Below are 13,591 nucleotides of genomic sequence, written 5' to 3' on the forward strand. Positions count from 1 at the left end.
GCCGGGCGTGGCGTCCCCTCCCGGGCTGCGGCCGGGGCCGTCAGCCGCGGGTCCGCGCGCTCGCCAGGGAACCGGCGACGTCCGGGTCGATGATGAAGAAGGAATGGAGGTCGGTGATCTGCAACAAACGCTCCAGGTGGCCGCCCACCCCGGCCAGCCGCAGCCAGCCGCCCGCCTCGAAGGTCGCGTTCATCCCGCTCAGGAAGGTCCGCAGGCCGGTGGAGTCGCAGAAGGTGACGTCCTTGACGTCGATGACGATGCGCGCCTGCCCGCCGGAGACCAGGCGGTCCACTGCGCCCCTGAGCAGCGGGCTGGAGGTCCGGTCGATGTCGCCGGTGACGGTGACCACGGCGCAGCCCGCGTCATGATGGTGGGCGACGTCGACGAACAGCTCTCTACTCATCGTCATCCACTCATTCCACGCGGCTGAGATGCCACCCGCGCCGGTAGCCGGCCAGTGATCAAGGTATACCCCTGGCGCCGGGTCGGCCGGGCGACGCTCAGGAGACATGTGCGTAACGGCCCCGCCCGCGCCGGTCGGGTCGCCCTCCGACCGGTGGAAGCAGACCTGCGGCGGCTTGCCGGCCCCGTCGCGCGGAACGCCCACCCGCGCCGCACGAGGCGGCCGGGGCCGTCATGGCCCCGGCCGCCTCACGTTCCACCCGGCCGCGCCGCGCCGCCACCCCGCCCCGGGGTACGGCCGGCCACCACCACCGTCGCCGCCGCCACCGCCGTCGCCGCGGCGGGCCGGCCGGACGGCGGCCGGTGTCGCGGTGGATCAGCCGAACGGCAGCCGTACCAGCGACGTGTCACCCGCGCCGAGGGTGGTGGCACCGTTGCCGATGGCGTTCCAGACCTCGACCCGCACCGTGCCGCCGACGAGGTTCCCGTACGCTCCGGACGCCGACTGAAGTCCGGCCGCCTGGGTGTAGTGCTCCCACCCGGCCAGCGGGTCGGTGGCGAAGTAGCGGTAGGTCTCCACCCGGTCCCAGCTCCCGTTCCCGGTGAGGTCGTAGGAGATCCTGAGCTGGGTGCCGTTGCCGACCGTGGTCCCGGCGTCCAGGAACAGGTCGAAGGCGGTCGTGCCGCCGTTGTGGGCGGCGGTCAGGCCGGTCGCGGTGAAGACCCGCGCGTTCGTGGGCGTGCCGTCGTGGTTGACGCCACCGGCCGAGGTGATCGTGACGGCGCCCGCCGTGCCCTTGGCACCCGGGAGCGTCCCGTCCGCCCGGAGGTACCGGGTCGCGGTGAAGGGGGCGGCGGTCACCGTCGGCGTCACCGTCGGGGTCGCCGTCGGGGTCGCCGTCGGGGTCGCCGTCGGCGTCGAGGTGGGGGTCGCCGTCGGGGTGGCCGTCGGGGGGAGGCCGCCGTCCGCGTCACCGCCGCTCCAGTTCAGGGCGCCCGAGGCGACCGTCCTGCCCGCCGGCACGGTGAGCCGGGTGCCGTTGGAGAAGGTCACCGTCATGTCGGTGCCGGTGATGTTGGACGCCACGTAGGTGCGGGCGCCGTTCCTGCTGAACACCTTGGCCAGCGGGTGGTCGGCGACGACGGTGGTGTCCACCGTGCCGAGCGCCGCCAGGTTGCGGATCCAGTGGAAGGTGTGCGCCCGGCTCTCGCCCTCCTCGGGGGTGTAGCCGGGTGCCGCGCGCAGCTTGGCCAGCGCGGCGTCGCCGTCGCCGAGCGCGAGGTACTCCCACAGGATGTCCTGCCACACCGTGGGCTCTCCTCCGTTGTTCCTGACCACCTCGGCGTAGTTGCGGCGCACGTAGCCGGGGTCGTCGCCGAGGTAGAGGTGTCCGCCGGTGACCGGGAGCATGTTGATGCCCTGGATCATCTCCGGTTCGGCGCTGAACCAGGTGGCGTAGGCGCCGCCGTCACCCCAGACCATGCCGACCGCGCCGTGGCCGAACTCCCCGGGGAAGTTCCGGTCGCGGATGTCGAACCAGTACTCCTTGATCGCCTCGGCCTGGGTCGTGTACATGTAGACGCCCGCGTCGCGGACGGCGGTGTCGCCGGTGGCCTGGCCCCACTGGATGAGGGCGTTGGCGAAGTTCATGCCCTCGGACGAGGACTCCTGGTTGTTGCCCGCGGCGAACGCCCCGTGGCCCGACGCCCAGTCGTGGCCGGCGTAGATGTCGAAGTCGCGCAGGTACGGGAAACGCTCGTCGCCGCGGTCGTAGTTGTCGGCGTCGCGGATCAGCAGGTCCACCATGCCGCCGTACCGGCTCTTCTTCGCCCAGTCCGGCTGGAACTTGGCGAGCGTCGCCGCGGCGGCGATGTAGTAGCCGTAGTGGAAGTGATGGTCGTTGAGCTCCTGGTCGGAGCCGTAGGAGGCGGGGTAGCCGATCAGCGTGCCCCAGTTGCGGTCGTAGTAGAAGACGCGGGAGGTCTTGCCCGCGGCGGCGGTGAACCAGTCGGTGAGGCGGGTGCGGACGGCGGTCAGCGCCGCGTCGCGGACCGAGGTGAGGCCGAGCTGGTCGGCGATCTCCGCGATCCGGGCGGCGCGCCCCAGGCCCTTGCCGGTCCAGTAGGTGTCGTCGCCCCGGGCCGCCATCGGGTCGCCCAGCTCGGCGTTGAGGTGGCCGGTGACCGTGGCCAGGTCGGCGCCCGAGCCGTCGGCGACCGCGGGGACCTCGGGCAGTACGCCGGTGTAGGTCATCGTCGTCGTGAACCCCGTCCCGGTGATGATCTTCATCGGGCCGCGCGCGGAGGCGTACGTGGGGGTGAGGGGGGTCGCGCCGGTCAGGCGGTTCCACTGGTGGGGGTACAGGGCGATGACGGTGCCCCGCTCCGTGCCCTGCCTGGCCGCGGTGGTGAAGCCGTACGTCGTGGTGACCCTGCCGCTCGGCTGGTCGTACGCGTAGGAGACGCGGGTCCCGGTGACGTGCGCGTGCGCGTACCTGGCGTAGGTGGCGGCGAGGGCCGCCCTGTCCTGGCCGCCGGGCAGCACCGCCACCGAGAAGAAGCCCTTGCCCGCGAGGGAGGAGGTGATCGCCGTCCCGCTGACGGTCCAGGTGGAGCCCGCCGGGGCGTAGGCGACGTAGTCGCTGCCGCCCGCGGTGAACCCGATGACGGGGCCGTCGTTCGACCAGACCGCGGGGGCGCCCGCGGTGCCGTTGATCCGCGCGTCGCCGCCGGTGACCTGGAAGTAGGTGAACGGCAGGCCGTGGCCGATGGTCGCCTTCATGGTCCGGGCCCCGTCGCTCCAGTACGGCGTGACGGTCCAGTCGCTCCAGCCGTCCACCTTGACGTCGGGGGAGCTCATCCCGGTGACGCCGACCCGGATGTCCTCGCGGTACTCGTACTTGTACTCCCCGACGCCGGTCGCCGTGCCGGTGATCGACGTCGGCCCGGAGTTGTAGGAGAGGCCGATGCCGTCGGGGAAGGTGTCGTAGGAGGCGGGGTGGGCGTGCAGGATGTCGCTGTAGGCGCAGTCGTTCCGCTTGAAGAGGAGCGAGGACCACCAGTCGTTGGTGGGGACGGCGCCCTTGGGCGCGTTGCCGGTCACCCAGCGGCGCGGGTTGGTGGAGAGGTCGGCGCAGCCGGTCGGCAGGGAACGGCCGGCGGGCAGCGTGTCGGCGTAGCCGCCGGCGCCCACGGCGGCCGCCTCGGCGGGACGCGCCGCGCCGAGGCCGGTGCCGGCGCCGAAGACGCCGGCCAGCAGCGTGACGGCCGCGAGCACGGCGAGGCCGCGCCGGCGGGCGGGGCTTCTTCCCGGGGGTCGTGGTGTGTCCGGCCTCGCGGCGTGGTTCGGGTGATCCATGGGGGTGCCTCCAGGGGAGGGATCGGATCTGGAGCGGAGCGGCTGAGAGAGCGCTCTCACAGCGGAACGTAGCCAGCCACCCGGCCGCCGTCAATGCTTCGCCGCGATTGCCGCCGGACGAATTTCCGCCGCCCGCTTTTCTCAATGGAACCGCTGGCAGGAGGGGTTGCCCTCGGGCTCCGGGAACCTGACGGGGAGACTGACCGGAGGATCCGATCAGCGTCCGAGAGCTAGAGAGCGCTCTCCCATCAATGTCGGAGGGTCCGGGCGGGCGCCTCCCGGCCGCGCCCGTCCGGAGAGCGCCGGCCCGCGCGCCGCAACTGGCGGAGCGGCCACAAAACCATGACTGGACACGCAGAGTGATTGTTCGTTTACTTTCAGTGTTCACTCCGGCACCCCCTGCTTCAGGAGGAATCATGCGGCACGGAAAACTCATGGCCATCACGCTGGCGACCGTCGTCGGCTGCGCGGGCCTGGCTGCGGCGGCGGCCGCCCCGGCCACCGCCACCGTCGACGCCCCCACCAGCTCGGCGGCCGACTTCACCGGCTACCAGATCGTCAAGCTCCCCAACGCCAACGTTCCCAACTTCTCCCGCCGCGTGGTCCGGTGCCCCGCCGGTAAGCGGGCGGTAGGCGGCGGCGCCGAGGCACAGGGCGCGGACGCGATCCTCGTCGGTTCCTTCCCGACCGACGACGGCACCGGCTGGATCGGCCTCGGCCGGCAGAACCGCTACGGCGACGTCGGCATCAGCGTCTACGCGGTCTGCGCCAACGTCGGCTGATCCGCCTTCCCCCGCTCTGGCCAGACCTCCCCCGGGTCTGGCCAGAGCCTTTTTCGGATCCAGGTCCGGGCTCGGGTCCGGGTCCGGGGCCTGTCCCGGTCTCCCGCGGCGGCCCGGCCGCCCCATCAGCGGGACCGCTTGCGGTCCAGCGTGCCCCAGGCATGGCTGTTCTGGGCCTCGACGAGTTCCGCGGCCTCCCGCATCACCGACTCGTCCACGGTCGCGACGACCTCACCGCACCGGATGAGGGGCTCGTTGTCCGGGCCCCGGGACACCTCCTCCCCCGCGAGGATCCACGCCCTGACGCCCGGCCCCCGGTCGCGGCGGATGTGGGAGTAGTCGTACAGGCGCCGGGCGGCCCACAGCCTGGTCGAGCGATCCCCCCACCAGCTCTCGACGTCCAGCGGATTGGCCGACAGTCCGGGCAGCTCGGCGCCGGTCAGGGCGTCGCGGCTGCGGCCGGTCGTCTCGTCACGGTCCAGGTCCCGCGCCCACCGGATGAAGAGCCCGTGCCGACTGTCCAGCAGCGTCGCGAGTTCCGACAGGCTGGTGATCACAGCCGGTGCCAGCGCCATCGTCTCCACCTCGCTTCGACATGCTTCCCCGATCGGGCCCGTCGGCCTCCCCGGGGGCCCGCCGGCCTCACCCGCGGGCCACCTCCGGCTTCCCGCCAGGCGACATTCCCACGGTTCCCACGTTCTCCCAGCTCACACCTGACCCGGGAATCCCTCCCCGGCGACGGCGCACGGGTCAGCCGTGCGATCCGGTGCCGTACGGCGCACGGGTCAGCCGCGCGATCCGGCGCCGTACGGCGCACGGGTCAGCCGTGCGATCCGGTGTCGTACGGCGTGCGCCGCTGCAACAGCAGCAGCCACGCCATGGACGGCAGGACCAGCAACGCGCCCACGGCGAGCACGAGGAGCGTGGCGCCGAGCACCGACCGGGTGGCGGCGGCCTGGTAGACGGTCAGGCCGGGCGGCAGCATCGCCGGGTACTGGGCGACCGGCCACCCCCACAGCACCGCCGTGACGGCCAGCGCGGCGGTGACCCGGACGAGCAGGAAACGCCTCAGCCACAGCAGGACCAGGGAGACCAGGCCGAGTACGGCGCTGCCCGCCACCAGCGGCAGCGCCCGGTGGATGAGCCCGTCGAACAGCCGGGGGGCGTCCCAGTGCAGCACGGCGATGCCGACCAGCGCGACGGCGCCCACGGCCAGGCCCGTCACCAGCGCCCGGCGCCGGAACCCCTCGGCCAGGTCCGGCAGCCCGGCCCGTCTCGCGTCGTCGCACAGGTACACGGCGGCGAGGTAGACGCAGACCCCGATCGCGAGGACCCCGCCCAGCATCGAGGTGGGGTTCACCCAGCTCGCCATGATGTCCCCGGCCCCCAGCCCCGGCGGGACGCGCCCGGAGGCGATCCCCCCGGCGACCGTGCCGAGGAAGAAGGGCGTCAGGACCGAGGAGAACGCGAAGGCCGCGCCGAACAGGCGCTGCTGCCACAGCTCGGTGCTGGCCTTGCGGAAGGCGAACGCGGCGCCCCTGGCGATGATGCCGAGCGCCACGAGCGTCAGCGGGATGTAGAGGGTGGACATCACCGCGGCGAACGTGGACGGGAAGCCGGTCCAGAGCACGACGAGCACGAAGATCAGCCAGACGTGGTTGGCCTCCCACACCGGCCCGATCGTGTGCTCGATGAGCCGGCGCTGCGGCATGCCCGCCCTGGCGCGCCCGGCCAGCAGGTCGAGGACGCCGCCGCCGAAGTCGGCCCCGGCCAGCAGCGCGTACAGCGTCACGCCGACCCACAGCACCACCAGCATGGCCTGCACCAGGTCCACCGGGTCACCCCCGGTCCCCGGTCGCGGGCGTCGCCCCCTGGGCGGGTTCCTCCGGTTCCTGGGGCGCGTGCGTCCCCTCCCCGGCGGCCTCCGGCGTCCTGGACGCGCGCGCCATCCGCCGCAGCACGTAGACGGTGGCGACGGTGAGGATCGCGTAGACCAGCAGCACGACGACGAACCCCGCCCACAGGCCGGGCACCGGGTTGACGGCGTCGACGGTGCGGAGCCTGCCGTACACCGTCCAGGGCTGGCGGCCGACCTCGGTCACGATCCAGCCGGACTCCACCGCGGCCGCGGCGGCCACCCCGGAGATCGCGGCCAGGCGCAGGAACCACGGGGAACGCGGCAGGTCGCGGTGGCGCCACCAGGCCACCGCGAACCACGCCGACAGCAGGAGCAGGAAGAACCCGACGGCCACCATCGTGTCGAAGGCCAGGTGGACCGTGGTGACCGGGGGCCGGTCGGCCACCGGGACCGTGTCGAGGCCGCGGACCACCGTGCTCGGGCTGTTGCCGACCAACAGTGACAGGCCGCTGGGGATCTCGACCGCGTAGCGCATCTCTTCGTTGACCGCGACGCCGCCGAGGCTCAGCGGGGCGTGCGATCGGGTCCGGAAGACACCCTCCATCGCGGCGAGCTTGACGGGCTGGTACTCGGCCAGGAACCGGGCCGCGTAGTCGCCCACCACGATCTGGATCGGGGCGAAGACGGCGCCCAGCGCGAAGGGGATGGCGAAGCCGAGGCGGTGGTAGCGGTCGCGCCGCCCGCGCAGCAGCGCCACGGCGTAGACGGAGGCGACCGTGAAGCCGGTCACCATGAACGCCGCGATGATCATGTGCAGCGTCTGCGGCGGTGTCGCCGGGTTCATCATCGCCCGCCAGGGGTCGACGTCGCGGATCCGGCCGCCCTCCAGGGTGAACCCGACCGGCTGGTTCATCCAGGCGTTGGCGGTCACCACGAAGAACGCCGAGGCCACCCCGGCGACCAGCACCGGCACTCCGGTCAGCAGGTGGAGCCGGGGCGACAGCCGGCCCCAGGCGTAGAGGTAGACGCCGATGAAGATGGCCTCCAGGAAGAAGGCGTTGCCCTCCAGCGCGAAGGGAAGCCCGATCACCTCCCCGTAGACGCCCATCAGGCCCGGCCACAGCAGGCCCATCTCGAAGCTGAGGATCGTCCCGGAGACCGCCCCGACGGCGAACAGCACGCCCACCGCCTTGGCCCAGCGGTGGACCAGCCGCAGGTACTCGCCGTCACCGGTTCGCAGGGCCCGCCACTCGGTGAACAGCAGCAGCGCGGGCATCCCCACCCCGAGGCAGGCCAGCACGATGTGCCAGCCCAGCGAGAAGCCCATCTGCATGCGCGCCGCGAACATGTCGGCCGGGCTCGCCGGGCCGGCCGCCGCCGCCGACACCGGTACGGCGAGCCCGGTCAACCCGAGCAGTCCGGTCAAACCGAACAGCCCGGACACGGCGCCCCTTCCCCCCGGACGGCGGTCCCGCCGGCCCTCGCGCGTTCCCCGGCCTCCATGACGTTCCCCCAGGTCACATGGGACCCCATGACCCCATGGGGTCCTCACCCATACGGCCCTCCCCCCGTCCGTTTCCCGGCAAACGGCGGAAAGCCGCGTTGGAGCCACCGGACTGCCATCACTTTCCGTAGTGTTTCCATGACGCGCCGTCACACCTCATCGGGTGTCACGGCCCCGCGCGGCACGCCCTTCGACGGAGGAGAGCAGCATGAGAAAGGTCATCGCGTCGGTCTACACGACGCTGGACGGCTTCATCGACGACCCGCACCTCTGGTCGCTCAAGTACTGGACGGACGAGGCCGCCGCGTACTCCCACGACCAGCTCTTCGCGAGCGACGCGCTCCTGATGGGCCGCGTGACCTACGAGGGGTTCGCACTGGCCTGGCCCGGCAGGACCGGGGAGTTCGCCGACCGGATGAACGGCATGCCCAAGTACGTGGTGTCCTCGACGCTGGACAAGGCCGACGAGTGGCACAACACCTCGGTCATCCCGGGCGGCGAGGTCGTCGGGACGGTGGCCGAGCTGAAGCGGCGGCCCGGACGGCAGATGCTGATCTACGGCTGCGGCCGGCTCACCGACACGCTGATGGAGCACGGTCTCCTCGACGAGTACCGGATCTGGGTCCACCCGCGGATCCTGGGCAGGGGCAGGCGCCTGTTCCGGGAGGGCACCGACGCCCGGCTGAGACTCCTCGACACGCTGAGGTTCAGCTCGGGCGTCGTCGTCCTCTCCTACGCCCCGCAGGACCCCTCCCCCACGACCTGACCCCTCCCCCGCCGCTCAGGTCAGCCGGATGTTGCTGGTCAGGGTGGCGATCCTGGCGGCCCAGGCGTCCCGCTCCTCGGGGCGCCCGAGGACGCCGGGGCGCCGCTGCCAGGGCAGCGGCCCGTCCTCGCGCCGGTACTCCACGCCGAGCGCGGCGAGCCGGTCCTCGTGGACGCGCATCCGGTCGCGGAAGCCGGCGAAGTCCCGGGCGCGCGGGCTCCACACCGTCTCGGCGAAGGCGCACATCCGGGGGAAGACCATGTAGTCGACGTGCCGGGGCGAGTCGATCAGCTCGGTCCACAGGCAGCACTGCGAGCCGAGGACGTGCCGGGCGGCGTCCTCGCCGTCCAGCTCGGCGGGCACCGGGTCGAAGGAGTAGACGTCCTCCAGGGTCAGCACGGTGCCGAACGGCACCGGCTCGTCGTCACCCGGCGCCTGCCGGTAGTCGAGATAGACGGAGGTGTTCGGGCAGGTGATGACGTCGTGCCCGGCCCGTGCCCCCAGCACCGCCCCCAAGGTGTCCCGCCAGGAGGCGACGACCGCGCCCGGCGCGAGCCCGCCCTCCAGGATCTCGTCCCAGCCGACGAGCCTGCGGCCACGCGCGGTGAGGTGGTCGTCGAACTGCCGGATGAACCAGCTCTGCAGGTCGTCCTCGTCGCGCAGGCCCAGCTCGGCGAACCGGCGCCGCGCCGCGGGGCTGGCCCGCCACTGGTCCTTGCGGGCCTCGTCGCCGCCGATGCACACGTACGGACTCGGGAACAGCTCCATGACCTCGTCCAGCACGTTCTTGAAGAACGCGATGGTCCCGTCCTCGACGTTGACGACGTTGGGGCCGACGCCCCAGGTGGTGCGGACCTCCAGCGGGACGTCGAGGTTGCCCAGCTCGGGGTAGGCGGCGATGGCCGCCTGGGTGTGCCCGGGGATGTCGATCTCGGGCACGATCGTGACGTGCCGCCGCGCCGCGTAGGCGACGATCTCCCGGATGTCGTCCTGGGTGTAGTAGCCGCCGTGCGGCCGGCCGTCCGCGGGGCCGTTCCAGCCGGTCGAGCTCTCGCGGCGCCACGCGCCGACCTCGGTGAGGCGGGGGTAGCGCCTGATCTCCAGCCGCCAGCCCTGGTCGTCGGTGAGGTGCAGGTGCAGGACGTTGAGCTTGTGCATCGCCATCAGGTCGACGAACCGCATCACCTCCCGCTTGGTCATGAAGTGCCGGGCGACGTCCAGCAGGCAGCCGCGCCAGGCGAACCGCGGCCGGTCCTCGATCCGCACGGCCGGCAGCGACCACTCCCGCGGGCCGTCCGCGGCCCTGCGGAACGCCTCGGCGGGCAGGAGCTGGCGGAGCGTCTGCGCGCCGTAGAACGCGCCGGCCGGCCCGCCGGCCTCGATGCGCACGCCGTCGTCGCCGACGGTCAGCGTGTACTCCTCCGGGTCCATCGCGCCGACCGCGAGGACGATCGCCCCGGGACCGGGCTCGCCCGGGAGCAGCTCCCAGCCTCCGGCCGGGCCGAGCTCGCTCCGCAGCCAGGCGGCCACCCCGGCCAGCGCCGGGTCGGGCGCGAGGACGGTGCCGGGGCCCAGCGTGAGACGGCCCGGTCGGGTCTCGAACCGGACGGGCTTGGGGATGATCATTTCTTCCTTTCGGTGGGGCTTCTCCCCGCGCGGCCCCCTGCGGGCCGCGCGGGCGCGACGCGGTTCTCCGTACGGCGCCGGCGCGGGTCCGGCGCGGGTGGGCCGCCGGCGCCCCGCGGGGGCGGGACTCCCCGGGGAAGGGGGCGCCGGCGGCCGGTCTCAGGGGGCCTGGGCGACCAGGACGGCGGCGGACGAGGTGACCTCGGCGCGGCCGTCGAAGGACGCCTTCGCGCCGATCTCGTACCGCCCCGCCGCGATGCCGGCCGGCGGGGTGACGGCCCAGGTGACGGTGAACGCCTCACCCGCGGCGAGCTTCTCCGGCGACGCCGCCGGGGTCACCGGCCGGGCCCGCCAGCCGTCCGGCAGGGTCAGGGTGATCTCGGCGCCGGTGAGCTTCTCCGTCCCGCCGGTGTTGACCAGGCGGGTGACGATCTCGCCCTCCCGGCCCGCGGTGAGCGTGGTGAGGCGGTCCTCGCCGAGGGTGGCGGCGGGGTCGGTCTCCAGCGTCACGAGGGGCGCCGCGCGGTCGCCGCCCGCGTCGCGGGTGGCGACGCGGTACATGACCGCGCCGTGCGCGGGCACGTACGCCGCGAGGTCGCCCCGGGTCGCGGCGACCTCGCCGGTCCACAGGTCCTCGACCCGGTAGCGGGGGGCGCGGGGCAGCTTCAGCTTCGCGGCGGTGACCGCGATGGTGGCCGCCCGGTCGCTCTCGTTGAACAGCACCACCGCGCTGTCGCCGTTCTCCAGCGGCTTGACCAGCGCGTGGTACCAGCCGTCGGTGCGGGCGTAGCGGCTCTGCACGCCCAGCCGGTCCTGGTTCACCGCGATCACCTTGGGATTGGCGACGATCGCGGCGGGCGCCTTGGCCGGGTCGGCCTGCAGGATCAGTGGGGAGGCGCCGATCGCCCACAGGCTGAACTGGGCGCGGTACTCCCGCTCGGTCATCTTGCCGAGCCCGGCCTGCAGCAGGTCGGGGTCGTTCCAGGAGCCGGGCCCGGCGTACTCGTGGCGGAGCATGTTCGTCTCCCACACGTCCACCATGTGCGCGTAGGAGTCGGTGAGCGGTTTCGTGACCACGTTGGTCCGCCAGGTCGTGGCGACCTGGCGGCCCCACAGCCAGGGGACGGTGCTGCCCTCCTCGTTGTTCATGGCGAACGCGATCCCGTCGCCGAGGGCCTGCCGCATCGCCGGGTAGAGGATCTGCGCGATCTGCTGGACGTTCTTGCCGGGGAAGTCGGCGGTGGGGATCGAGCACCAGTCGTACTTGAGGTAGTCGACGCCCCAGGTCCGCAGCAGGGCGCCGTCGGCGTCCTCGTGCCGGTAGGCGCCGGCGCCGCCGCCGGCGCACGCCTTGGTCCCGGCCGACAGGCCGAGGCCCAGCTTCAGGCCCTTGCCGTGGATGTGGTCGGCCAGGGCCCGGATGCCGGAGGGGAACCGGGCGGGGTCGGCCACCAGGCCGCCGGAGGCGTCGCGCCCGGCGGCGGTCCAGCAGCCGTCCACGATGACGTACCGGTAGCCGGCGGCGGCGAGGGGGCCGTCGGCCAGGGCGTCGGCGGCCCGCTTCACCGCGGTCTCGGAGACCGAGCAGGCCAGCGCGCGGCTGTTCCAGCCCATGGGCGGGGCGTCGATCCCGGGCGGCGCGGCGGAGGTGCGGGCCGTCGCCGCCGAGGGCACGGCGAGCGCGCCGAGGAGGACCGCCGACAGGGCGGCCGTGCGTGTGCGCATGGAAGGACTCCCGTCAGGCAGGGTTGAGGGCCGGGTCGCCGGGCTCGATGACGAAGGACCCGGAGGTGTAGGCGCGGGCGTAGGGTTCGGTGACCCGGTCGACGGAGCGGAAGTCGACCTTCATCTCCCGTTCCGACACCACGGTGCGCACGTAGCCCCGGCGGCCGTTGAAGAACTTCACGTGCGGGTTCTCGGCGAGCAGGGTCTTGGTGTCGGGGTACTCGTCCCGGCCGTCGCCGGCGGAGGTCACCGAGGTGGTGACCAGCTCGACGCCGACCGGCTTCGACTCCGGGTCGCGGTGGTCGCGCTTGATCTGCCCGGCCCAGTGGGAGTGGACGTCGCCGGTGAGCACGACGCCGTTGCGCCGGTTGTCGGCGATGGCGGCGGCCAGCCGGTTCCGGCTGGCGACGTAGCCGTCCCAGCCCTCGTTGGAGTAGCCCTTGGCGGGGCCGTTCGTCCAGTCCATCTCCATCATGAACACCTGCTGGCCGATCAGGTCCCAGGTGGCCCGCGACTCGCGCAGCTCGCCGGTCAGCCACGCCTCCTGCTCGTCGCCCAGGATGGTGCGGTTCGGGTCGAGGCGCTCGGCGCAGTCCTCGCCGACCGTGCCGCTCCTACCGGTGCAGGCGTACAGGTCGCGGTACTGGCGGGTGTCGAGCAGGTGCAGGTTCGCCACCGAGCCCCAGCGCAGCGTCCGGTACAGCTTCAGCGACGGTCCGTCGGGCCGCTGCGCGCGCCGCAGCGGCATGTTCTCGTAGTACGCCTGGAACGCGGCGGCCCGGCGGGGCAGGAACGGCGGGTCGGGCTGCTCGGGCACGTCACCGGCCCAGCCGTTCTCGATGTCGTGGTCGTCCCAGACCACCACCCAGGGCGCGACGGCGTGGGCGAGCTGCAGCTCGGGGTCGGCCTTGTGCTGGGCGTGCCGGAGGCGGTACCCCGCCAGGTCGAGGCACTCGCCGCCGGCCTGGTCGCGCACGGGGTACTTGTAGTCGCCGTACTCGTAGATGTAGTCGCCGAGGAAGGCGATCAGGTCGGGCTCGTCCTCGGCCATCCGGCGGTAGGCGGTGAACCAGCCGGTCTGGTAGTCGGCGCAGGAGGTGAACGACAGGTTCAGGTCGCGGCCGCGGGTGCCGGGCTCCGGCGCGGTGCGGGTCCGCCCGGCCGGGGAGATCTCGCCCTCGACGCGGAACCGGTAGAAGTACTCGGCGCCGGGGTCGAGGCCGTCCAGCTCGACGTGGACGCTGTGCGCCTCCTCGGGCCGGGCCGTCTCGGTGCCGCGCCGGACGATCTTGGTGAACCTCTCGTCGGTGGCGAGCTGCCACTGGACGGGGACCGGCCGGTTCGGCATGCCGCCGAGGCCGTCGGGGGCGATCGGGTCGGTCGCCAGGCGGGTCCAGAGCACGACGCCCTGGGCGTCGGGCTCGCCGGAGGCCACGCCGAGCTGGAAGGCGTCGGTCAGCGGGGTACGGCGGGCCGCCGCGCGCGCGGGTGAGCCGAGCGCCGCGGCGAGTCCGAGACCCGCGCCGCCGGCCAGGAGAGTACGCCGGTTGATCATGGGGGAACCGCTCCT

The 13,591-nt window shown here is 73.1% G+C and carries 10 protein-coding genes; 2 read left to right on the forward strand and 8 right to left on the reverse strand.

Translation table 11 applies throughout. The features are described from left to right. Positions 1-40: 40 nt before the first annotated feature. Positions 41-409, reverse strand: coding sequence for an STAS domain-containing protein (locus ACQP10_RS30770; RefSeq protein WP_346019325.1), 369 nt, complete (start codon positions 407-409; stop codon positions 41-43). 369 nt (positions 410-778) lie between these two features. After that, complete coding sequence (locus tag ACQP10_RS30775; RefSeq protein WP_433540191.1) at positions 779-3,760, reverse strand: glycosyl hydrolase; 2,982 nt, start codon at positions 3,758-3,760, stop codon at positions 779-781. A 416-nt stretch (positions 3,761-4,176) separates the two neighbouring features. On the opposite strand from ACQP10_RS30775, the gene ACQP10_RS30780 reads away from it, so the two are divergent. Continuing rightward, positions 4,177-4,542, forward strand: coding sequence for a hypothetical protein (locus ACQP10_RS30780; RefSeq protein WP_179824655.1), 366 nt, complete (start codon positions 4,177-4,179; stop codon positions 4,540-4,542). Positions 4,543-4,667: 125 nt separating this feature from the next. On the opposite strand, the gene ACQP10_RS30785 is transcribed toward ACQP10_RS30780, so the two are convergent. From ACQP10_RS30785 to ACQP10_RS30795, 3 genes are all read right to left on the reverse strand, one after another. Next, positions 4,668-5,117, reverse strand: coding sequence for a DUF6098 family protein (locus tag ACQP10_RS30785; RefSeq protein ID WP_433540192.1), 450 nt, complete (start codon positions 5,115-5,117; stop codon positions 4,668-4,670). Between the two features lie 245 nt (positions 5,118-5,362). Continuing rightward, on the reverse strand, positions 5,363-6,376 hold the full coding sequence (locus tag ACQP10_RS30790) for a cytochrome d ubiquinol oxidase subunit II (protein WP_433540193.1): 1,014 nt from the start codon (positions 6,374-6,376) through the stop codon (positions 5,363-5,365). Positions 6,377-6,380: 4 nt separating this feature from the next. Beyond that, complete coding sequence (locus tag ACQP10_RS30795) at positions 6,381-7,844, reverse strand: cytochrome ubiquinol oxidase subunit I (RefSeq protein ID WP_433540194.1); 1,464 nt, start codon at positions 7,842-7,844, stop codon at positions 6,381-6,383. Between the two features lie 268 nt (positions 7,845-8,112). On the opposite strand from ACQP10_RS30795, the gene ACQP10_RS30800 reads away from it, so the two are divergent. Continuing rightward, on the forward strand, positions 8,113-8,670 hold the full coding sequence (locus tag ACQP10_RS30800; protein ID WP_179824667.1) for a dihydrofolate reductase family protein: 558 nt from the start codon (positions 8,113-8,115) through the stop codon (positions 8,668-8,670). Between the two features lie 15 nt (positions 8,671-8,685). On the opposite strand, the gene ACQP10_RS30805 is transcribed toward ACQP10_RS30800, so the two are convergent. From ACQP10_RS30805 to ACQP10_RS30815, 3 genes are all read right to left on the reverse strand, one after another. Beyond that, positions 8,686-10,296 carry a beta-N-acetylhexosaminidase gene (locus ACQP10_RS30805; RefSeq protein WP_433540195.1) on the reverse strand — a complete coding sequence of 537 codons (1,611 nt, stop codon included), beginning with the start codon at positions 10,294-10,296 and terminating at the stop codon, positions 8,686-8,688. Positions 10,297-10,455: 159 nt separating this feature from the next. Then, a complete protein-coding gene (locus tag ACQP10_RS30810; protein ID WP_399500199.1) occupies positions 10,456-12,021 on the reverse strand; it encodes an NEW3 domain-containing protein in 1,566 nt (521 codons plus the stop codon). 13 nt (positions 12,022-12,034) lie between these two features. Next, on the reverse strand, positions 12,035-13,576 hold the full coding sequence (locus tag ACQP10_RS30815) for an alkaline phosphatase D family protein (RefSeq protein ID WP_433540196.1): 1,542 nt from the start codon (positions 13,574-13,576) through the stop codon (positions 12,035-12,037). Positions 13,577-13,591: the final 15 nt, after the last annotated feature.

It is taken from the genome of Streptosporangium sandarakinum, assembly GCF_050942225.1.
Taxonomy (GTDB): Bacteria; Actinomycetota; Actinomycetes; order Streptosporangiales; family Streptosporangiaceae; genus Streptosporangium; species Streptosporangium nondiastaticum.

Excerpts from the sequence above, each read along its gene's own strand:
- ACQP10_RS30770 (WP_346019325.1), bottom strand. The coding sequence starts at position 409 with ATGACGATGAGTAGAGAGCTGTTCGTCGACGTCGCCCACCATCATGAC.
- ACQP10_RS30775 (WP_433540191.1), bottom strand. The coding sequence starts at position 3,760 with ATGGATCACCCGAACCACGCCGCGAGGCCGGACACACCACGACCCCCG.
- ACQP10_RS30780 (WP_179824655.1), top strand. The coding sequence starts at position 4,177 with ATGCGGCACGGAAAACTCATGGCCATCACGCTGGCGACCGTCGTCGGC.
- ACQP10_RS30785 (WP_433540192.1), bottom strand. The coding sequence starts at position 5,117 with ATGGCGCTGGCACCGGCTGTGATCACCAGCCTGTCGGAACTCGCGACG.
- ACQP10_RS30800 (WP_179824667.1), top strand. The coding sequence starts at position 8,113 with ATGAGAAAGGTCATCGCGTCGGTCTACACGACGCTGGACGGCTTCATC.
- ACQP10_RS30805 (WP_433540195.1), bottom strand. The coding sequence starts at position 10,296 with ATGATCATCCCCAAGCCCGTCCGGTTCGAGACCCGACCGGGCCGTCTC.
- ACQP10_RS30810 (WP_399500199.1), bottom strand. The coding sequence starts at position 12,021 with ATGCGCACACGCACGGCCGCCCTGTCGGCGGTCCTCCTCGGCGCGCTC.
- ACQP10_RS30815 (WP_433540196.1), bottom strand. The coding sequence starts at position 13,576 with ATGATCAACCGGCGTACTCTCCTGGCCGGCGGCGCGGGTCTCGGACTC.